At 72.9% G+C, this 19,265-nt stretch carries 14 protein-coding genes and 3 tRNA genes; 8 read left to right on the top strand and 9 right to left on the bottom strand.

The annotated features are described in order from the left end of the window. Together CHR28_RS26125 and CHR28_RS26120 are read right to left on the bottom strand one after the other, a co-directional pair. The gene (locus CHR28_RS26125; protein ID WP_094056141.1) at positions 1 to 2,154 is read right to left on the bottom strand and encodes a molybdopterin oxidoreductase family protein; all 2,154 of its coding nucleotides are present in this window, start codon (positions 2,152 to 2,154) and stop codon (positions 1 to 3) included. A 102-nt stretch (positions 2,155 to 2,256) separates the two neighbouring features. After that, positions 2,257 to 2,943 carry a SanA/YdcF family protein gene (locus CHR28_RS26120; RefSeq protein WP_094056219.1) on the bottom strand — a complete coding sequence of 229 codons (687 nt, stop codon included), beginning with the start codon at positions 2,941 to 2,943 and terminating at the stop codon, positions 2,257 to 2,259. Positions 2,944 to 3,157: 214 nt separating this feature from the next. Between CHR28_RS26120 and CHR28_RS26115 the strand changes: the two genes are divergently transcribed. The 4 genes from CHR28_RS26115 to dnaG all read left to right on the top strand — a co-directional run bounded on the left by CHR28_RS26115 (position 3,158) and on the right by dnaG (position 8,686). After that, positions 3,158 to 3,928, top strand: a complete 771-nt coding sequence (locus CHR28_RS26115) for a sirohydrochlorin chelatase (protein WP_094056140.1) — start codon at positions 3,158 to 3,160, stop codon at positions 3,926 to 3,928. Between the two features lie 134 nt (positions 3,929 to 4,062). Further along, the gene (locus tag CHR28_RS26110) at positions 4,063 to 5,340 is read left to right on the top strand and encodes a deoxyguanosinetriphosphate triphosphohydrolase (protein ID WP_094056139.1); all 1,278 of its coding nucleotides are present in this window, start codon (positions 4,063 to 4,065) and stop codon (positions 5,338 to 5,340) included. A 134-nt stretch (positions 5,341 to 5,474) separates the two neighbouring features. After that, positions 5,475 to 6,740 carry an NAD(P)/FAD-dependent oxidoreductase gene (locus CHR28_RS26105; RefSeq protein WP_094056138.1) on the top strand — a complete coding sequence of 422 codons (1,266 nt, stop codon included), beginning with the start codon at positions 5,475 to 5,477 and terminating at the stop codon, positions 6,738 to 6,740. A gap of 29 nt (positions 6,741 to 6,769) precedes the next feature. Then, entirely contained in the window at positions 6,770 to 8,686 is a 1,917-nt protein-coding gene (gene dnaG, locus CHR28_RS26100) for a DNA primase (RefSeq protein ID WP_094056137.1), read from the top strand. Positions 8,687 to 8,691: 5 nt separating this feature from the next. On the opposite strand, the gene CHR28_RS26095 is transcribed toward dnaG, so the two are convergent. Together CHR28_RS26095 and CHR28_RS26090 are read right to left on the bottom strand one after the other, a co-directional pair. After that, on the bottom strand, positions 8,692 to 9,684 hold the full coding sequence (locus CHR28_RS26095) for a nucleotidyl transferase AbiEii/AbiGii toxin family protein (RefSeq protein WP_094056136.1): 993 nt from the start codon (positions 9,682 to 9,684) through the stop codon (positions 8,692 to 8,694). Next, complete coding sequence (locus CHR28_RS26090) at positions 9,681 to 10,298, bottom strand: hypothetical protein (protein WP_179272561.1); 618 nt, start codon at positions 10,296 to 10,298, stop codon at positions 9,681 to 9,683. Before CHR28_RS26090 ends, CHR28_RS26095 begins: the two co-directional genes overlap by 4 nt. 138 nt (positions 10,299 to 10,436) lie before the next feature. On the opposite strand from CHR28_RS26090, the gene CHR28_RS26085 reads away from it, so the two are divergent. Then, positions 10,437 to 11,762, top strand: coding sequence for an RNA polymerase sigma factor (locus CHR28_RS26085; protein WP_094056134.1), 1,326 nt, complete (start codon positions 10,437 to 10,439; stop codon positions 11,760 to 11,762). 101 nt (positions 11,763 to 11,863) lie between these two features. Here CHR28_RS26085 and CHR28_RS26080 read toward each other — a convergent pair whose 3' ends face one another. The 4 genes from CHR28_RS26080 to CHR28_RS26065 all read right to left on the bottom strand — a co-directional run bounded on the left by CHR28_RS26080 (position 11,864) and on the right by CHR28_RS26065 (position 17,535). Then, positions 11,864 to 13,792 carry an ABC transporter ATP-binding protein gene (locus CHR28_RS26080; RefSeq protein ID WP_094056133.1) on the bottom strand — a complete coding sequence of 643 codons (1,929 nt, stop codon included), beginning with the start codon at positions 13,790 to 13,792 and terminating at the stop codon, positions 11,864 to 11,866. After that, entirely contained in the window at positions 13,792 to 15,525 is a 1,734-nt protein-coding gene (locus CHR28_RS26075; RefSeq protein WP_094056132.1) for an ABC transporter ATP-binding protein, read from the bottom strand. The genes CHR28_RS26080 and CHR28_RS26075 overlap by 1 nt, the downstream gene beginning before the upstream one ends. A 110-nt stretch (positions 15,526 to 15,635) precedes the next feature. Beyond that, entirely contained in the window at positions 15,636 to 17,081 is a 1,446-nt protein-coding gene (locus CHR28_RS26070) for an FGGY family carbohydrate kinase (protein WP_094056131.1), read from the bottom strand. Between the two features lie 148 nt (positions 17,082 to 17,229). Further along, on the bottom strand, positions 17,230 to 17,535 hold the full coding sequence (locus CHR28_RS26065; RefSeq protein WP_094056130.1) for a hypothetical protein: 306 nt from the start codon (positions 17,533 to 17,535) through the stop codon (positions 17,230 to 17,232). A gap of 158 nt (positions 17,536 to 17,693) precedes the next feature. Here CHR28_RS26065 and CHR28_RS26060 point away from each other — a divergent pair. The 3 genes from CHR28_RS26060 to CHR28_RS26050 all read left to right on the top strand — a co-directional run bounded on the left by CHR28_RS26060 (position 17,694) and on the right by CHR28_RS26050 (position 18,096). Continuing rightward, positions 17,694 to 17,766: transfer RNA gene (locus tag CHR28_RS26060), tRNA-Asn, on the top strand. A gap of 5 nt (positions 17,767 to 17,771) precedes the next feature. Further along, positions 17,772 to 17,844, top strand: a tRNA-Asn gene (locus tag CHR28_RS26055). Between the two features lie 178 nt (positions 17,845 to 18,022). Beyond that, positions 18,023 to 18,096: transfer RNA gene (locus CHR28_RS26050), tRNA-Ile, on the top strand. A gap of 158 nt (positions 18,097 to 18,254) precedes the next feature. Here the strand turns inward: CHR28_RS26050 and CHR28_RS26045 are convergent. After that, positions 18,255 to 19,259 (bottom strand): ketopantoate reductase family protein, encoded by a 1,005-nt coding sequence (locus tag CHR28_RS26045; RefSeq protein WP_094056129.1) that lies wholly within the window; start codon positions 19,257 to 19,259, stop codon positions 18,255 to 18,257. Positions 19,260 to 19,265 lie beyond the last annotated feature (6 nt).

Below are 19,265 nucleotides of genomic sequence, written 5' to 3'. Positions count from 1 at the left end.
CTACCGCTCGACGGTCTCCAGCCGCACCGCGCACGCCTTGAACTCCGGCATCCGCGAGGTCGGGTCGAGCGCGGGGTTGGTCAGCGTGTTGGCGCGGCCCTCGCCCGGCCAGTGGAACGGCATGAAGACGGTGTCGGGCCGGATGGCGCCGGTGATCCTCGCGGGTGCCACGGCCCGGCCCCGCCGGGACACCACGGCCACCGGATCGCCCTCGGCCGCCCCGAGCCGGGCCGCCAGCCGGGGGTGGATCTCCACGAACGGCCCGGGCGCTGCGGCGTTCAGCTCGGCCACGCGCCGGGTCTGTGCCCCGGACTGGTACTGCGCCACCACCCGCCCGGTGGTCAGCAGCACCGGGTACTCGTCGTCCGGCTCCTCGGCGATCGCCCGGTGCGAGACCGGCACGAACCTGGCCCGGCCGTCGGGCGTGGCGAAACGGTCCAGGAACAGGCGGGGCGTGCCCGGGTGCCCGCTGGGCGCCTGACGGGCGGGGTCGTCGGGCAGGGGCGCGTCGAGCAGGGCGTCCTCGCCGTCCTCCACCGGCTCCGCCTCGGCCGGGCAGGGCCAGAACACCCCGTTCTCCTCCGCCAGCCTGCGGTAGGTGATCCCCGAGTAGTCCGCCGGGCCGCCCGCGCTCGCCCGGCGCAGCTCCTCGAAGACCTCCTCCGGGTCCGTCGGGAAGCCCTTCTCCACGCCCAGCCGGGCGGCGAGTTCGTGCAGGACCTCCAGGTCGCTGCGGACGCCGTCCGGCGGGGTGATCGCCCGGCGGCGCAGCAGGACCCTGCCCTCCAGGCTGGTCGTGGTGCCCGTCTCCTCGGCCCACTGCGTGACCGGCAGCACGACGTCCGCGAGCGCGGCCGTCTCCGAGAGCACCACGTCGCACACCGCCAGGAAGTCCAGCGACCTGATGCGCTCCTCGACGTGCGCGGCACGCGGCGCCGACACCACCGGGTTGGACGCCATCAGCAGCAGCGACCTGATGTCCGTGCCCAGCGCGTCCAGCAGCTCGTACGCGCTGCGCCCCGGCCCCGGCAGGCTGTCCGGGTCGACGCCCCACACCTCGGCGACGTGCGCCCGGGCCGCCGGGTCGTCGAGCTTGCGGTAGCCCGGCAGTTGGTCGGCCTTCTGCCCGTGCTCGCGCCCGCCCTGCCCGTTGCCCTGCCCGGTCAGGCAGCCGTACCCCGACAGCGGGCGGCCCGCCCGGCCGGTCGCCAGGCACAGGTTGATCCAGGCGCCGACGGTGTCCGTGCCCTTGGACTGCTGCTCGGGGCCGCGCGCGGTGAGGACCATCGCCGACTCGGGCGCGCAGAACAGCCGCACGGTCTCGCGGAGTTCGGGAACGGACACCCCCGTGATCCGCTCCACGTACTCCGGCCAGTGGGCCATCGCGGCGGCCCGGGCGTCCTCCCAGCCGGCCGTGCGCTCGGCGACGTACTCCTCGTCCACCCGTCCCTCGGCGATGACGAGGTGCAGCAGGCCCAGCGCGAGGGCCAGGTCGGTGCCCGGGCGGGGGGCCAGGTGCAGATCGGCCTGTTCGGCGGTCCTGGTGCGCCGCGGGTCGACGACGATCAGGGTGCCGCCGTTCTCCTTCAGCTCGGTGAAGAACCGCAGCGACGGCGGCATGGTCTCGGCGAGGTTCGACCCGACGAGGATCACACAGCCCGACTTCGGGATGTCCTCCAGCGGGAACGGCAGCCCGCGGTCCAGCCCGAACGCCTTGATGCCGGCGGCGGCCGCCGACGACATGCAGAAACGGCCGTTGTAGTCGATCTGGGAGGTGCCGAGCACGACCCGCGCGAACTTGCCGAGCGTGTACGCCTTCTCGTTCGTCAGGCCGCCCCCGCCGAACACCCCGACGGCGTCCGGCCCGTGCTCGGCCCGCGTCCGGCCCAGCCCGGCGGCGATCCGGTCCAGTGCCTCGTCCCAGGAGGCGGGCACCAGCGTGCCGCCCTCGTCGCGCACCAGCGGCGAGGTCAGGCGCACGTTCCTCGCGAGCACCGCGGGAGCCGTACGGCCCTTGCCGCACAGGGCGCCCCGGTTCACCGGGAAGTCCGCGCGCTCGCTCACCTCGACGGTCCCGTCGGGCGTCGGGGTGAGGTTCATCCCGCACTGCAGGGCGCAGTACGGGCAGTGCGTGGGCGTGGCGGTGTTCTGCATGCCGTCCAGCGTGCTTCGGCCGTGTTACGCCCGGGACGGCTCCCTGTTACGCGGCCGGGACGGGGACCTCCCCGCCGCCGGAGCGCCCGCGTGAGGCGCCGGCTATCCGGCCCTGCCCAGCGCCCGCTCCACTCCCGGCTCGCGGGGCCCGAGGAACCGCGGATCGGGCCGGAACACCGCGTCCAGGGCCGCCTTGCCGGCGGCGAGGATCTCCCGGGCGCCCCCGTAGTACCAGGTCGCGTCGTGCACGGCGTCCACGCCGACCCCGTACGACTCGATCCCCGCCGCGCCGCACAGCGCCACCGCCCGCCGGATGTGGAACCCCTGGCTGATCAGCACCGCCTCGTCCACGCCGAAGATCTTCTTCGCGCGCACGCAGGAGTCCCAGGTGTCGAACCCCGCGTAGTCGCTGACGATCCGCCCGTCGGGCACCCCGTGCCGGGTCAGATAGCCCCGCATCGCGTCCGGCTCGTCGTAGTCCTCGCGGCTGTTGTCGCCGGTGACCAGCACCACCTCGACCCGCCCCCGCCGGTACAGCTCCGCCGCCGCGTCCAGCCGGTGCGCGAGGTACGGCGAGGGCTCCCCGTCCCACAGCCCGGCGCCGAACACCACGGCCACATCGGTGCGCGGCACCTCGTCCGCCGTCCGCAGCCGGTCCGCCGCCGTCGTGTACATCCAGGTCGAGGGGAGCAGCGCCAGCACGCACCCGGCCATCACGGCCTGCACGAGCCGCCGCTGCCCCCGGCGGGTACGCGGCAGCCGCGGTCTGCGCAACGTCGGACGACGCATGGACACGCCCCTCTCCCCGGCTCGGCTCTCGACGTCAGGGACGCTCCGCCGGGCCGTCCGGTTCATCCGCGGGCGCGTGAGCAGCTTCACTCCCGCATGGGAAACCCCAGGTCACGGCACCTCACACACCCCCTGCCCCGGACGGTGAACCGCCGGAAAACACCCGTGACGCCCCGGCAACGGGGAGGCAACGTGGCGCCGCGACCATCGACGCATGCCCAGTCAGCTCAGCCTCGTCCCGCCGCCCGCCACGCGCCGTCCGGCCCCGCCCGCCCTCGTCGTCGTGGCCCACGGCAGCCGCGACCCGCGCGCGCTGAGCACCGTCCGCGCCCTCCTGGACCGCGTCCGTGCCCTGCGCCCCGACGTGCCGGTGCACCTGGGCCACATCGAGCTCAACGCCCCGCTGCTGCCCGACACCCTCGCCGCCCTGGGAGAGACCGAGGCCGTCCTGGTCCCCCTCCTGCTCAGCCGCGGCTACCACGTCAAGCGGGACATCCCCGAGATGGCGGCGGCCTCCCCGGCCCGCACGCGGGTGGCGGCCCCCCTGGGCCCGCACCCCCTGCTGACCGACGCCCTCCAGGACCGCCTCACCGAGGCCGGCTGGGGCGCGACCCCGCGCCGCACCAGCGCCGTCGTCCTCGCCGCAGCGGGCTCCCGCGACCCGGACGCGAAGAAGGACACCGCCCGCACGGCCCACCTCCTCGCGGCCCGCCTGGGCGTCCCGGTCCTGCCCGCCTACGCCTCGGCCGCGACCCCCACGGTCCAGCAGGCCGTCCGCACCCTCCTCGCCCGGGGCCGCCACCACATCGCCCTCGCCTCCTACTTCACGGCCCCCGGCCGCTTCGCCACAGAGTGCACCCAGGCGGCCCCCTGGATCGCGGCGGCCCCCCTCGGCACCCACCCGTCGATGGCCCGGCTCGTCCTGCACCGCTACGACGAGGCCCTACGCGCGTCGCCCGCGCTGCCGCACCTCGCCTCGGCCTGACACCGGGCGGCGGGTCACGCCCTGAAGGGGCGCGGGGAACTGCGCGACAAGCCACGACACCCCCGCACCCGCCGAACACCCCAACCCGGCAGACGCTGCGACCCCCACCACACCCGTACCCGTACTGTCGACCCATGGCAGGCACCACGACGAACCCCACGGCCTACGACCCGACGTCAGTCGACCGCTGGGCCCCGGAACCCGACAAACGCCCCGGCCGCACGGCCTTCCAGCGCGACCGCGCCCGGGTCCTGCACAGCGCCGCCCTGCGCAGACTCGCCGGCAAGACCCAGGTGGTGACCCCCGGCACGCTCGGCCCCGCCTGGGACGCCAGCCCCCGCACCCGCCTCACCCACTCCCTGGAGTGCGCCCAGGTCGGCCGGGAGCTGGGGGCCGCCCTCGGCTGCGACCCGGACCTCGTCGAGGCCGCCTGCCTCTCCCACGACCTCGGGCACCCGCCCTTCGGCCACAACGGCGAACAGGCCCTCAACGAGTTCGCGGCCGACTGCGGCGGCTTCGAGGGCAACGCCCAGTCCCTGAGGCTCCTCACCCGCATCGAGCCCAAGCGGTTCACCCCCGAGGGCTCCGTCGGCCTCAACCTCACCCGCGCCACCCTGGACGCCGCCACCAAGTACCCCTGGCCCCGCGGCGCCCACCCCACCGACCCGGCCTCGCCCAAGTTCGGCGTCTACGACGACGACCGTCCCGTCTTCGACTGGGTCCGCAAGGACGCCCCGGGCACCCGCACCTGCTTCGAGGCACAGGTCATGGACTGGTCCGACGACGTCGCCTACTCGGTGCACGACGTGGAGGACGGCCTGCACGCCGGGCACATCGACCCCAACTGCCTGCACGCCGACCCCGAACGGCGGGACATCTTCCAGGTCGCCCTCGGCCGCTACGTCCCCGCCGGCACCGACCCCGCCGAACTCGCCGAGGCCCTCGACCGGCTCCTCGCCCAGGAGTGGTGGCCGCACGGCTACGACGGCACCGCCGTCGCCCAGGCCCGCCTCAAGGACGCCACCAGCCAGCTCATCGGCCGCTTCTGCCTGGCCGCCGAGACCGCCACCCGCGCCGCCTACGGCACCGGCCGGCTCACCCGGTACTCCGCCGAACTGGTCGTCCCGCGCGAGGCCCGCATGGAGTGCGCCGTCCTCAAGGCCGTCGCCGACCTCTACGTCATGCAGCGCGCCGAACAGGAGCGGCTCCGCGCCGACCAGCGGATCGTCGTCGCCGAACTGGCCGAGGCGCTCACCGCCCGTGCCCCCGACGGCCTGGACCCGCAGTTCCGCGCGCTGTTCGACCAGGCGCCGGACGACCGCGCCCGCAAGCGGGCGGTCGTCGACCAGATCGCCTCCCTCACCGACACCTCGGCCCGTTCGCTTCACGCCCGGCTGACGGGGCACGCGTGAGACGGGCGGGAAACCAGGGACCCCGGCACGCCCGAATGTGACCCTCCGTGGCCTGATCGGGTCACTCCCTCTTCCCGCATCACGCTCCGTGCGGGACGCTCGCAAGTGGCGACACCCTGACGAGGAGGCATCAAGTGGTCGACGCGGATCAGACATTCGTCATCGTCGGAGGCGGACTGGCCGGCGCCAAGGCGGCCGAGACGCTCCGCGCGGAGGGCTTCACCGGGCGGGTGATACTGATCTGCGACGAACGCGACCACCCCTACGAGCGCCCGCCCCTGTCCAAGGGCTACCTCCTGGGCAAGGAGGAACGCGAGAGCGTCTTCGTGCACGAGCCGGCCTGGTACGCGGCCCACGACATCGAGCTGCACCTCGGCCAGACGGTCGACGCGATCGACCGCGCGGCGAAGACCGTCCGCTTCGGCGACGACGGCACGGCCGTGCGCTACGACAAGCTGCTCCTGGCGACCGGCGCCGAGCCCCGCCGCCTCGACATCCCGGGCACGGACCTGGCGGGCGTCCACCACCTGCGCCGCCTCGCCCACGCCGAGCGCCTCAAGCACGTGCTGACCAACCTCGGCCGGGACAACGGCCACCTGGTGATCGCCGGCGCCGGCTGGATCGGCCTGGAGGTCGCGGCGGCGGCCCGCGAGTACGGCGCTGAGGTCACGGTGGTCCACCGCGGGCCCACGCCGCTGCACTCGGTCCTCGGCCCCGAGCTGGGCCAGCTCTTCGCCGAGCTGCACCGCGAGCACGGCGTCCGCTTCCACTTCGGCGCCCGGCTCACCGAGATCACCGGCCAGGACGGCATGGTCCTCGCGGCCCGCACCGACGACGGCGAGGAGCACCCGGCGCACGACGTGCTGGCCGCGATCGGCGCGGTCCCCCGCACCCACCTCGCGGAGGCGGCCGGCCTGGAGATCGCCGGTCCGGCGCACGGCGGCGGCATCGTCGTCGACGAGCGGCTGCGCACCTCCGACCCGGACATCCACGCGGCCGGCGACGTCGTCTCCTTCCCGCACGCCCTGTTCGACACCCGGCTGCGGGTCGAGCACTGGGCCAACGCCCTCAACGGCGGCCCCGCGGCGGCCCGCGCCATGCTGGGCCACGACGTGACGTACGACCGGGTGCCCTACTTCTTCTCCGACCAGTACGACCTGGGCATGGAGTACTCCGGCTGGGCACCGCCCGGCAGCTACGACCAGGTGGTCATCCGGGGCGACGCGGGCAAGCGCGAGTTCATCGCCTTCTGGGTGAAGGAGGGCCGGGTGCTGGCCGGGATGAACGTGAACGTGTGGAACGTCACCGACCCGATCCAGCGCCTGATCCGCGGCAGGGCACGGGTGGACACCGAGAACCTCGCAGACCCCCGCATTCCGCTCGAAGACCTCGCACCGTGAGTGTCGGTCCCGCCCCGTAGACTTCACGCGTGGCAGGACGGATCAACGACGAGGACGTGAAGGCGGTACGGGACGCGGTCCCGATCGACGCCGTGGTGTCCGAGTACCTCCAGCTGCGCAACGCGGGCGGCGGCAACCTCAAGGGTCTCTGCCCGTTCCACGACGAGAAGTCGCCCTCCTTCCAGGTCAGCCCCGCCAAGGGCCTGTTCCACTGCTTCGGCTGCCAGGAGGGCGGCGACACCATCACGTTCGTGATGAAGATCGACCACCTCACGTTCTCGGAGGCGGTCGAGCGCCTGGCCGGCCAGGCGGGCATCACCCTGCGCTACGAGGAGGGCGGGTACAACCCCTCCCACCAGCGCGGTGAGCGCATCCGCCTGGTCGAGGCCCACAAGATCGCCGCCGAGTGGTACGCGGAACAGCTCGCGACCAGCCCGGAGGCCGACACCGGCCGGCAGTTCCTCGCCGAGCGCGGCTTCGACCAGGCCGCCGCCCACCACTTCTCCGTCGGCTACAGCCCCCAGGGCTGGGACCACCTCACGCGCTACCTGCGCGGCAAGGGCTTCACCGACAAGGAGCTGCTGCTCTCCGGCCTCTCCCAGGAGGGCCGCCGCGGCCCCATCGACCGCTTCCGCGGCCGCCTGATGTGGCCCATCCGCGACATCGGCGGCGACGTCGTCGGCTTCGGCGCCCGCAAGCTCTACGAGGCGGACAACGGCCCGAAGTACCTCAACACGCCGGAGACGGCGATCTACAAGAAGTCCCAGGTCCTCTACGGCATCGACCTGGCGAAGAAGGACATCGCCAAGGCCTCCCGCGCGGTCGTCGTCGAGGGCTACACCGACGTCATGGCCTGCCACCTCGCCGGTGTCACCACCGCCATCGCCACCTGCGGCACCGCCTTCGGCGGCGACCACATCAAGATCCTGCGCCGCCTGCTGATGGACAACGGCTCGGCCCGCGTCATCTTCACCTTCGACGGCGACGCCGCCGGCCAGAAGGCCGCCCTGCGCGCCTTCGAGGACGACCAGAAGTTCGCCGCCGAGACGTACATCGCCATCGCGCCCGACGGCATGGACCCCTGCGACCTGCGGCTGGCCAAGGGCGACGAGGCCGTCGCCGACCTGGTCGAACCCCGCACGCCGCTCTTCGAGTTCGCCCTGCGCCAGATCGTCGGGCGCTACGACCTCGACACCCCCGCCGGCCGCGCCGCCGCCCTGGACGAGGCCGCCCCGATCGTCGCCCGCATCAAGAACAGCGGCGCCCAGCACGAGGTCGCCGTGCAGCTCGCCGGCATGCTCGGCATCCTCGACACCCAGTTCGTGGTCAAGCGCGTGGCCCAGCTGGCCCGCTGGGCCCGCGAGCGCGGCGGCAAGGGCCCCGCCCCGGACCGGCACGCACCCCGGCAGCACGCGTCCGCCGAGCCGCCCGCCGGCCCCCGCGGCCCGGCCCTCAACCTCCGCAACCCCGTCTACGCCACCGAACGCGAGCTGCTCAAACTCGCCCTGCAGCGCCCCGAGCTGGTCTCCCCGGCCTTCGACGCCTACGGCATCGACGAGTTCACGGCCCCGCCCTACGCCGCCGTACGCCAGGCCATCCTGGACGCGGGCGGCGCCGAAGCGGGCCTCGCGGACCCCCAGGACTATCTGGTCCGGGTCCGGGAGGCCGCCCCGGACGACGCGGTCCGCGCGATGGTGACCGAACTGGCCGTCGAGGCGATCATGCTGCACAAGGGCGTGAAGGGCGTCGACGAAAGCTACGCCGGCGCCCAGCTGGTCACGGTCCGCCGCCGGGCCGTGGAGCGCCGCATCCGCGACATCACCGGCCGGCTCACCCGCCTCGGCACGCACGGCGACCCGGCCCAGCTGGCCGCCGTGCAGAACGAGCTGTGGGTGCTGCAGCAGTACGACCAGGCCCTGCGCGAGCACGGCGCCGCGGCGCTCTGACCCGGTCAGGCCCCCTCGAAGGCCGGCGCCACCGCCCGCACCAGCCGCTCGGCGAACTCCCGCTCGTCGTCCGCGAACCGCGGGTACTCGGTGACGAAGTGGTTCCACTCCACGTACCCGACGGCCTCCACCACGTGCTCCAGCAGGATCTCCTCCTGGTAGGGGTAAGGCCACTCGCCCGACAGCCGGAACACCTCGTTCAGCAGCTCCCGGCGCAGCGGATGCCGCTCGGCCAGCAGGACCGCGTCGTACAGGTCCTTGCCCTGGGCGTGCGCGTCGTTGATCAGCCACATCAGCTTCCACGCCAGCGACAGCTGCGGCGTCGCCGCCTGGACGACCGCACCGCCCGCCAGCTCCACCGGCTCGGGCTCCTCGGGCAGCCGCTCGTTGAAGACGAAGTCCAGCTGGACGTGGCCGCCGGGCAGTCCGGCCGCGCCCCAGGGCAGCACCATGCGCCGGCCCGGCACCCGGTCGTAGGTCCAGATGTCCTCGACGACCGCGCCCCGCGCCGAGACGCCGACCTCCCGGCCGCGCGCGTCGGCCAGGTCCTGCGCCGCCTCGGCGATCCCGGTCAGCATCCGGTCGGTGCGGCCGTCCTCCATCCGCCAGGTGTGCGGCACCACGACGAAGTCCAGGTCGCCGGGCTCGCGCGCGGCCGCACCGAACCAGGCCGACATCAGCACACTGCCCCGCAGCACCAGCGCGTCGGCCCACGGCGAGTCCGCGATCGCGGCGAGGACCAGATCCAGGGCCCGTCGCCGCGCCGCCCGCCACGCCTCGCCCCGCTCGGGGTCGGAGAAGCGCGGGTCGGTGGCCCGGTAGGCGTTCGGGTAGTGCTTCAGGGCCGGGTCGAAGACCGGGCGCTGCACCACGTCGTCCCCCGGCACCGGAAGCAGCGTCCTCGGCAGGTGCTCCGCCCTGCGGACGGTGTCGTCCAGCGGCTCCCGGGGGATCTCCGTGCTCCGCCAGCCGAACCGCTCCCACGCCGTGCCCGTCATGTCCGTGTCCCCATCGGCTCCTCCAGCCATCCCTCGTCCACCGCCATGTCGCTGTCGTGCAGCACGAACTCCCGCTCCACGCCCACCACCTCGAAACCGCCGAGTTCGGCCAGCAGCCGCTCCAGCGCGGCGCCCGCGCCCCCGGCGTCCACCGCACGGCAGCGCTGGGTCACGAACCGCTCGTGCCGCGCGCCCCGCACCCGCCGGGCGTTCCACGACAGATGGGCGCCGTGCGGCACGACCCGGGCCGCGAGCGCCGCCAGGTCCGTGCCCGCGGGCAGCAGCAGCTTCACGTGGTGCTCGAAGTACCGCCCGTCGTCGCACGGTTCGCGCGGCACCTCCGGTGCCCACGGCGACGACTCGATCTTCACGCGCACCGGGTCGAAGCCGTCCGCCCGCAGCCGGGCCGTCACCTCCCGTACGCGCGCCGCCTCGCCGGCGTACGACGGCGAACCGGACAGCGTGAGCATCGGCTGGTCCCGCATCCGGCCCCTGGCCAGCACGATGTGCGTGAGCTTGAACCCGCCCGCGGCCGCCCAGCGGCGCAGCCGCGCGGACTCGCCGGGGCCGGAGCAGCGGACCGTCACATGTGATTCGTACAGGGAAGCGGACATCGGCAGATCGTCGCAGACCAGGGGCGGGTGAGGCATCCGGGTTTCCACGAGGTGAGAGCGCGCGGTCACGGACCGGAAGCAAAAAGTCACCGCACGCCCCTCGTGGCGACGATGTGTCTTACCCCACACTGGGTTCCGGTGCCTGAGTCCTCGGAGCGCGGCCGGTCCGTCACCGACGGGCCCCGGATCCCCGCGGTTCCGCTCATCGCGTACGGGACGGAAAGCGGCGAGGCCGTCGACTCCGCCCCCGAAGTACCGCTGCCGAACCCCCTGGCAGCGATCATCCTGGAGGTCGCCCCCGTGCAGACCCAGACCCTCACCCAGACCGACGTCCGCGGTGCTCTCGGCGCCGCAGGCGCAGCGCCGGAAGCGGAGGCCGACATCCTGCCCGGGGTCCCGGCGCAGAGCCGCGTCGTGCACCACCCGGAGACGGAGACGGAGACGGAGACGGTGCCGGAAGCGGAGCCGGAGGAGCCGCCCGCCGAGGCCATCGGGACGGCCGAGGCCCCCGAGGCCGTCGAACCGCCCCCGGCCCGCGCCGACACGGGCAGCGGCCCCTCCTCGGACCTGTTCCGCCAGTACCTGCGGGAGATCGGCCGCATCCCCCTGCTGACCGCGGCCGAGGAGGTCGAACTCGCCCGCCGCGTCGAGGCCGGGCTGTTCGCCGAGGAGAAGCTGAGCACCACCCCCGACCTGGACAGCCGGCTGGCACTGGATCTGGACCGGCTCGTCGTCATGGGCCGGATGGCCAAGCGCCGCCTCATCGAGGCCAACCTGCGCCTGGTCGTCTCCGTCGCCAAGCGCTACGTCGGCCGCGGCCTGACCATGCTCGACCTCGTCCAGGAGGGCAACCTCGGACTCATCCGCGCCGTCGAGAAGTTCGACTACGCCCGCGGCTACAAGTTCTCCACGTACGCGACCTGGTGGATCCGCCAGGCCATGTCCCGCGCCCTGGCCGACCAGGCCCGCACGATACGGGTCCCGGTGCACGTCGTGGAGCTCATCAACCGCGTGGTCCGCGTCCAGCGCCGCATGCTCCAGGAGCGCGGCTACGAGCCGACGGCCGAGGAGGTCGCGGCCCAGCTGGACCTGCCGCCGGAGCGGGTCGGCGAGGTGCTGCGCCTCGCCCAGGAACCGGTGTCGCTGCACGCTCCCGTGGGGGAGGAGGACGACGTCGCCCTCGGCGACCTCATCGAGGACGGCGACGCGGCCAGCCCCGTCGAGTCGGCCGCGTTCCTGCTGCTCAGGGAGCACCTGGAGGCGGTTCTGTCGACGCTGGGGGAGCGGGAGCGGAAGGTGGTCCAGCTCCGCTACGGACTCGCGGACGGCCGCCCGCGCACGCTGGAGGAGATCGGCAGGATCTTCGGCGTGACCAGGGAGCGGATACGGCAGATCGAGTCCAAGACCTTGAACAAGCTGCGGGACCACGCCTTCGCGGACCAGCTGCGGGGCTATCTGGACTGACGCCGCCTCCCGCGCCCCGTCAGGGGCGCGGGGAACTGCGCGAACGGCCACGACGGGGCCGCGGCCGCACCACGACACCACGCGGCACGCCCGAAGGCGCATCAGTCCACCTCTGCCACCGCCTGCGCGAACTGTGCCTTGTACAACCGCGCGTACGCCCCACCGGCCGCCAGCAGCTCACTGTGCGCGCCCTGCTCCACGATCGCCCCGTTCTCCATGACGAGGATCGTGTCCGCGTCCCGGATCGTCGACAGCCGGTGCGCGATGACGAACGAGGTCCGCCCATGGGCGAGTTTCGCCATGGCCTTCTGGATGAGGACCTCCGTGCGCGTGTCGACCGAGCTCGTCGCCTCGTCCAGCACCAGGATCACCGGGTCGGACAGGAAGGCCCGGGCGATGGTGACGAGCTGCTTCTCACCCGCGCTCACGCCCGTGCCCTCGTCGTCGATCACCGTGTCGTACCCGTCCGGCAGCGTCCGGATGAACCGGTCCGCGTGCGCCGCCCGGGCCGCCTCCTCGATCTCCCCGCGGGTCACCTTCCGGGACGCCCCGTACGCGATGTTCTCCGCGATCGTGCCGCCGAACAGCCAGGTGTCCTGCAGCACCATGCCGATGCCGGCCCGCAGTTCGTCCCGGGACATCCGCGCGATGTCGACGCCGTCGAGGGTGATGCGCCCGCCGGTGACGTCGTAGAACCGCATGAGCAGGTTCACCAGCGTCGTCTTGCCGGCGCCGGTCGGGCCGACGATGGCCACCGTCTGCCCGGGCTCGACCCTCAGCGACAGGTCCTCGATGAGCGGCTTGTCGGGGTCGTAGCGGAACGACACGTGCTCCAGCGCCACCTGCCCGCGCAGTTCCTCGGGCCGCACCCCCGGCACCGGATCGGCGCCCTGCTCCTCCGCGTCCAGCAGCTCGAAGACCCGCTCGGCGGAGGCGACACCCGACTGCACCAGGTTCGCCATGGACGCCACCTGCGTCAGCGGCATGGAGAACTGCCGCGAGTACTGGATGAACGCCTGCACGTCCCCGATGGACAGCGAGCCCGAGGCGACCCGGAGTCCGCCGACGACCGCGACGAGCACGTAGTTGAGGTTCGACACGAACATCATCAGCGGCTGCATGACCCCGCTGTTGAACTGCGCCTTGAAACCCGCCTCGTACAGCGCCTCGTTCTGCTCGGCGAACTGCCGCGCCGACTCCTCCTGCCGCCCGAACACCTTCACCAGGGTGTGCCCGGTGTACATCTCCTCGATGTGCGCGTTCAGCGTGCCCGTGGAGCGCCACTGCTGCACGAAGTGCGGCTGCGACCGCTTGCCCACGCGCGTGGCGACGACGAACGACAGCGGCACGGTCACCAGCGCGACCAGCGCGAGGATCCAGGAGACGTAGAACATCATCGCGAGCACGCCGATGATGGTCAGCACCGAGTTGATGAGCTGCCCCATCGACTGCTGCAGCGTCTGCCCGATGTTGTCGATGTCGTTGGTCGCCCTCGACAGCACCTCACCGCGCTGCCGCTTGTCGAAGTAGGACAGCGGCAGCCGCGACAGCTTCGTCTGCACGTCCTCACGCATCCGGAACATCGTCCGGTTCACGGCCCGGTTCACCAGCCGCGTCGCCACCGCCATCAGCAGCCCCGCCACCGTGAACACGCCCAGCGCGAGCAGCAGCACATGCCCGACGGCCGTGAAGTCGATGCCCTCGCCGGGGGTGAAGTCGGTGCTGCGCAGCATGTCGGCGACGTCCCCGTCCCCGCGCTCGCGCATCCCCTCCAGGACCTGCTCCTTGCTCGCCCCCTCGGGCATGCCCCGCCCGACGATGCCCGCGAAGACCAGGTCGGTGGCCTTGCCGAGGATCTTCGGCCCGACGACGTTCAGCCCGACGCTGAGCACCACGCACAGCAGCAGCACACCGATGGTCACGCGCTCCGGGCGGAACTGCGCGACGAGCCGTTTGCCCGATCCCTTGAAGTCCAGCGAGCGCTGGTCGGGGCCGCCCCCGGCCATCATCCGCCCCATGGGCCCCGCCATCAGGCCGCCTCCGCTTCCGTGAGCTGGGAGAGCACGATCTCCCGGTAGGTCTCGTTGTCCGCCATCAGCTCCTGGTGCCGGCCGGTGCCGACGACCCGGCCCTCGTCCAGGACCACGATCCGGTCGGCGTCGCGGATGGTCGCCACCCGCTGGGCGACGATCACCACGGTCGCCTCGGCGGTCTCCCGCGCGAGCGCCGCCCGCAGGGCCGCGTCGGTGGCGTAGTCGAGCGCGGAGAAGGAGTCGTCGAAGAGGTAGATCTCCGGGCGCTGCACCAGCGTCCGGGCGATCGCGAGCCGCTGCCGCTGCCCGCCGGAGACGTTGGTCCCGCCCTGCGCGATGGGCGAGTCGAGCCCGCCCTCCAGCCGCTCGACGAACTCCTTGGCCTGCGCCACCTCCAGCGCGTGCCACAGCTCCTCGTCGGTGGCGTCCGGATTGCCGTAGCGCAGGTTGGTCGCCACCGTGCCCGCGAACAGGTACGGCTTCTGCGGCACCAGCCCGACGGTGCGCGCGAGCAGCCGCGGGTCGAGGTCCGCGACCTCCACCCCGTCGACGAGGACCTGTCCCTCGGTCGCGTCGAACAGCCGCGGCACCAGCCCCAGCAGGGTCGACTTGCCGCTGCCGGTCGAGCCGATGACGGCGGTCGTCTCGCCCGGCCGGGCCACCAGGTCCACGGCCCGCAGCACCGGCTCCTCGGCACCCGGATAGCGGAAACCGGCCCCGCGGATCTCCAGATGCCCGTGCCGGCGCAGCTCACGCACCGGCGCCGTCGGCGGCACCACGCTGGAGGAGGTGTCCAGCACCTCCTGGATGCGCTCGGCGCACACCTCCGCGCGCGGCACCATCATGAACATGAAGGTGGCCATCATCACGGACATCACGATCTGCATCAGATAGGCCAGGAACGCGGTCAGGTCGCCGATCTGCATGCCGCCGCTGTCGATGCGGTGCGCGCCGAACCACACCACGGCGATCGACGACAGGTTCACCACCGTCATGACGATCGGGAACATCAGCGCGAGCAGGTTGCCGGTGCCCAGCGCGACGTCGGTGAGGTCGGTGTTGGCCTTGCGGAAGCGCCGCTGCTCGTACTCGTCGCGCACGAACGCCCGGATCACACGGTTGCCGGTGATCTGCTCGCGCAGCACCCGGTTCACCGTGTCCAGCCGCTCCTGCATCGACCGGAACAGCGGCCGCAGCCGCCGCACGATCAGCGTCACGCAGATGCCCAGCACCGGCACCACCGCCACCAGCACGCCCGACAGCGGCACGTCCAGGCCCAGGGCCAGCACGATGCCGCCGACGCACATGATGGGGGCCGACACCATCAGCGTGAACGTCATCAGCGCCAGCATCTGCACCTGCTGGACGTCATTGGTCGTCCGCGTGATCAGCGACGGCGCGCCGAAGTGACCCACCTCACGCGCGGAGAACGACTGCACCCGGTCGAACACGGCCGCGCGCACGTCCCGCCCGAGCGCCGACGCCGTACGGGCGCCGTAGTAGACGGCACCGATGTTGCACACGACCTGGATCAGGGAGATGCCGATCATCAGGGCGCCGTAGCCCATGATGTAGCCGGTGTCGCCGTTCACCACGCCCTGGTCGATGATGTCGGCGTTCAGCGTGGGCAGGTAGAGGGTGGCGCAGGTCTGCAGGAACTGCAGCAGCACCAGCAGGGTGATGGGTCTCTTGTAGGGCCTGAGGTAGGTCCGCAGAAGTCGTATGAGCACGCTGCTTCTCTCGGGGGTGGTCGACGGGGGGTTGGTTGCCCCTGGCCCCTATCGTCGGACACCCCACCCGCGTTACCTCAACCGAATTAACCCAACAGGCGGTCAAGCCCTCAGAAGGCCCCGGGGTGCGTCTGCTCCCGGACCGACACGAACTGCTGGCGCACCGCCTGCCCCACGGCCAGCTCCTCCCCGGGCTCCAGCACCTGCGCGACCGCGCCCTGCCACAGCGGCGGCATCCGCGTGTCGAGCGTCCCCTGCGACACCCCGAGCGCCCAGGCCGCCTGCCGGGCGGCGCCGATCGCCGCGTAGTCCGCGGGCTGCGGCACGACGACCTGCGTCCCGAACAGCATCGGCGCCGCGGCCTGCACCGCGGGCAGCTCGGCGGCCGGTCCGAGCAGGAACACCCGCCGCACCTCCACACCCCGGCCGCGCAGCACGTCCAGCGCGTCCGCGAGCCCGCACAGCATGCCCTCGAACGCGGCCCGCGCCAGGTGCTCCGCCTTCATCGACTCCCGCCTGAGGCCCGCCAGGGTCCCGGCGGTGTGCGGCAGGTTCGGCGTCCGCTCGCCCTCCAGATACGGCAGCAGCACCAGCCCGTGCGCCCCCGGCGTCGACTTCATCGCCAGGTCCGACAGGCTCTCCAGATCGGGCAGCCCCAGCAGCTCGGCGGTCCCGCGCAGCGTCCGTACGGCGTTCAGCGTGGTGACCACGGGCAGGTGCATGCCGGTCGCGTCGGCGAGCGCGGTGATCATCCCCGAGCCGTCGACGAGCGCCTCGGGGTGCACGGCCATCACGGACCCGGACGCCCCGAGCGACACGACCGCGTCCCCGAGCCCGATGCCGAGACCGAACGCCGCCGCCATGGTCTCGCCGGTGCCCACGGAGATCAGCAGCCCCTCGGGCGTGGTTCCCGCCGCGTCCGCCGGGCCGATCACCTCCGGCAGCATCACCTGGTGCCCCAGCGCCAGCTCGACCAGGTCCGGCCGGTAGGCGCCGGTCGCCGCCGACCAGTACCCGGTCCCGGACGCCCCGCCGCGGTCGGTCGTCCTCCTGACGGGCCGGCCCAGCAGCTGCCAGACCAGCCAGTCGTGCGCCTGCAGCAGGATCGCCGTGCGCTGCGCGTTCTCCGGCTCGGTCCGCGCCAGCCAGCGCAGCTTCGTCACCGGCTGCGCGGCCTGCGGGACACAGCCCACGGCCTGCGCCCACGCCTCACGCCCGCCGAGCGCGTCGACCAGATCGGCGGCGGCGACCTGGGTGCGCTTGTCGCCGCCGACCATCGCCGGGCGCACGGTGTTGCCCTGCGCGTCCAGCGGCACGACCGCGTTCTGCTGCGCCGAGACGCCGATCGCCTGCACGCCCTCCAGCAGCCCGCCGCCCGCGGCCTCGCCCAGGGACAGCAGCCAGGCCTGCGGGTCGACGTCGGACGGCCGGCCGCCGTCGGGGCTCTCCACCGGATGCGGCGCATACCCCTGCCTGAGCACGGCTCCGGTGTCCGCGTCACAGACGACGATGCGAGTGAAATCGGGTGAACTGTCCAACCCGGCGACTATCCCCATGGCCAAAATTCTGCCGTACGGCTGCGCCGGGCTGGGCCATGGGCGTCGCAGGGATCATGCCGGGTGGTGACCGCGGGTCTCGTCGTGGCTGGTCGCGCAGTTCCCCGCGCCCCTGAGGGCGGCACCACACCGGCGTCGAAGAGACCGTTCAGGTGTTGCTCGTGCCCCAGTCGTCCTGGCCGCCGTTGTGGGTGGCGCGCTCCTTGAGGTGGCGGACGCGGTCGGCGACCGAGTCCGGGACGCGGTCGCCGACCTTGTCGCTGACCACGTGGTACGCCTTGCCCGCGAACTCGCGCCCCTGCTGGGCCGCCGTCTCCGCGGTGTTGCGGACGGCGGGGTTCTGCGCGAACTGGCGGGCGGAGTTCTTGAGCTGTTCGTAGCGCTCGCGTCCGGCCCTCGTGCCCAGCACGTAACCCAGGACGACTCCGGCGACGAACGTGAGCCGGTAACGCATGGCTGCCACCCTTCTCTTGCGTGAGTCTCCGGTGCGGCGTCGGCGCCGGGGAGTACCGATTGGCGGAGCACCCCCCTGCTTGCGCTAATGTATGTGTCGCAGCGAGCGCGCGCCCCCTGGCGAATACCCAGGTAGGTACGTTCGATGCAACGAGACCTTCCTCGGTAGCTCAATTGGCAGAGCAGCCGGCTGTTAACCGGCAGGTTACTGGTTCGAGTCCAGTCCGGGGAGCTCGGTCCTCCGTAGCTCAATTGGCAGAGCAGCCGGCTGTTAACCGGCAGGTTACTGGTTCGAGTCCAGTCGGGGGAGCACGATGAACGAGGACCCCTCAGGGGTCCTTTTTCATGTCCGGTGGAACCGTCCGGCCCGGGGCGGAGTCATCAAGGTCACGAACGCCGTGGCCGAGCCGACCATCCGAAGCAGGAGATCGTATGAGCGGCTATGCTGCGGCAGACGGCGCGCACACATGTACGCGACACGCCGCTATGGGGCGGTAGCTCAGCCGGTTAGAGCAGCGGACTCATAATCCGTCGGCCGTGGGTTCGAGTCCCACCCGCCCCACTGCGCGCTCCCCGCGCAGAACCGTTTCCATCGGTTTTGATCCGCTTCCGTCCGCTTCCGCCCGCTTCCCTTCGCGGGGTCGCGGGGGCGTCGAGGCCGCCCGGGGCGGGCCCGGGGGCGCGGTTCGTTCGCCTTCCCCCGGCGGCCCGGGACGTTGCTCAGGCGGGGGTGCTCTCGGTGATGCGGCGGGTCAGGGCTTCGGCGCTCAGGGTGCCCGGCTCCGTGCCCCGCTGTGCGATCTCCCGGGCGGCGGCCTGCAGGGCCGCGTTCACCGGGGTCGGGACGCCGTGTTCGCGGCCCAGCAGCACGATCTCCCCGTTGAGGTAGTCCGTCTCGATCGAACCCGCGCCCCGCGCCAGGCTCTGCCAGGTCGAGCTGCGCGTGGGCTCACCGGGGAGCGGCTGCACGTCGACCGTGCCGCTGCGCAGTTCGGTGATCTCCGCTCCGCTCGCGTAGGCGATGCCCGCGGCGTCCAGGACGGCGGTGCCCTCGGCCTTCGCCCGGGCGGTCAGGTCCCGGGCTGCGGCGTCCGAGGCGGAGCCGCAGACGGCCTCGACGGCGTTGGCGAGGTTGCCCAGGAGCTTGCCGTACTTCCAGCGCATGACGTCCGTCACCACCGGCGCCAGGAAGCAGGACTTCTCCAGGTCGTCGGCGATCCGCCGGGCCGTGTCGTCCGGCCCCGTCCCGTAGCGGCCGAGGACCAGGGCGCCGGTGTACGGGCCGCAGGGCGCCACGACCTCACCCGGGGTCAGGTGACTGCTCGGCAGGACGACGCAGACGCCGTACACCTCGCGGAAGCGGCGCAGGGCCAGGCGCTCGTTCTCCACGCCGTTCTGCGCGCACACCACGGGCAGGCGCTCGCCCGCCGTGCCGCCGCCCGCCACCGGCCGCGCGGCCCAGGCGTCCAGGGCGGCCACGCTGTCCTGGGTCTTGACCGCGAGGACGAGGACGTCGTCCTCGCGCAGTTCGACGTCCTCGGGCCCGGCCGCGACGGGCACGTCGAGGGTGAGGGTGCCGGTGGGGACGGTGAGCCGCAGCCCCCGCTCGCGCAGCGCCCCGACCTGCGCGCCGCGGGCGACCAGGACAACGGACCGGCCGCCCTCGTGCAGCCGCCCCCCGATCGAACCGCCGACCGCTCCCGACCCGATGATGATGTACCGCATTGCGCT

Source organism: Streptomyces sp. XY006 (genome assembly GCF_002237655.1).
Lineage (GTDB): Bacteria > Actinomycetota > Actinomycetes > Streptomycetales > Streptomycetaceae > Streptomyces > Streptomyces levis.
The sequence above is the reverse complement of the archived record's forward strand: the minus strand, read 5'-3'. Positions and strand labels throughout refer to the sequence as shown.

Excerpts from the sequence above, each read along its gene's own strand:
- CHR28_RS26120 (WP_094056219.1), bottom strand. The coding sequence starts at position 2,943 with ATGCGTCGTCCGACGTTGCGCAGACCGCGGCTGCCGCGTACCCGCCGG.
- CHR28_RS26090 (WP_179272561.1), bottom strand. The coding sequence starts at position 10,298 with ATGTCCGCTTCCCTGTACGAATCACATGTGACGGTCCGCTGCTCCGGC.
- CHR28_RS26115 (WP_094056140.1), top strand. The coding sequence starts at position 3,158 with ATGCCCAGTCAGCTCAGCCTCGTCCCGCCGCCCGCCACGCGCCGTCCG.
- CHR28_RS26065 (WP_094056130.1), bottom strand. The coding sequence starts at position 17,535 with ATGCGTTACCGGCTCACGTTCGTCGCCGGAGTCGTCCTGGGTTACGTG.
- CHR28_RS26110 (WP_094056139.1), top strand. The coding sequence starts at position 4,063 with ATGGCAGGCACCACGACGAACCCCACGGCCTACGACCCGACGTCAGTC.
- CHR28_RS26070 (WP_094056131.1), bottom strand. The coding sequence starts at position 17,081 with ATGGGGATAGTCGCCGGGTTGGACAGTTCACCCGATTTCACTCGCATC.
- CHR28_RS26080 (WP_094056133.1), bottom strand. The coding sequence starts at position 13,792 with ATGGCGGGGCCCATGGGGCGGATGATGGCCGGGGGCGGCCCCGACCAG.
- CHR28_RS26125 (WP_094056141.1), bottom strand. The coding sequence starts at position 2,154 with ATGCAGAACACCGCCACGCCCACGCACTGCCCGTACTGCGCCCTGCAG.
- CHR28_RS26095 (WP_094056136.1), bottom strand. The coding sequence starts at position 9,684 with ATGACGGGCACGGCGTGGGAGCGGTTCGGCTGGCGGAGCACGGAGATC.
- CHR28_RS26045 (WP_094056129.1), bottom strand. The coding sequence starts at position 19,259 with ATGCGGTACATCATCATCGGGTCGGGAGCGGTCGGCGGTTCGATCGGG.